The following is a 301-nucleotide window of genomic DNA, read 5'->3' on the forward strand; positions in this document are numbered from 1 at the left end:
GCGTGCCGCGCAGCCACTCCCGACTTGGCCGGATCGCGCGTCTGCTCATACAGCGCCAATGATGCGTCACGGAGATAACCCTTGCCGTCGGGGCCAAGTACCAATCGACCGGCACGCTTGAGCTCCACGATATAGGACGGTCTGCAGCCGATATGATCCGCGAGCAGCTTCCCCGTGACTACGACGTCGGCATCCGTCATACCCAATGCTCCTTTCCTTCACTTCCTTGCAAAGCCAGTAATAGGTGGCGACGCGCCCGCGCGCGATGGCGTGCAAGGCGTGCATCGGCACGTGCATGGCT

General features: G+C 62.1%; 1 protein-coding gene. It reads right to left on the bottom strand.

Going from position 1 to position 301, the window contains the following annotated elements; genetic code table 11:
- Positions 1 to 200, bottom strand: a 200-nt coding sequence (locus SB773_RS30980; RefSeq protein ID WP_410594083.1) for a hypothetical protein, incomplete at its 3' end; no start/stop codon positions are given.
- Positions 201 to 301 lie beyond the last annotated feature (101 nt).

This window comes from Bacillus sp. SIMBA_074 (assembly GCF_046534555.1).
Classification (GTDB): Bacteria; Bacillota; Bacilli; order Bacillales; family Bacillaceae_G; genus Bacillus_A; species Bacillus_A mycoides.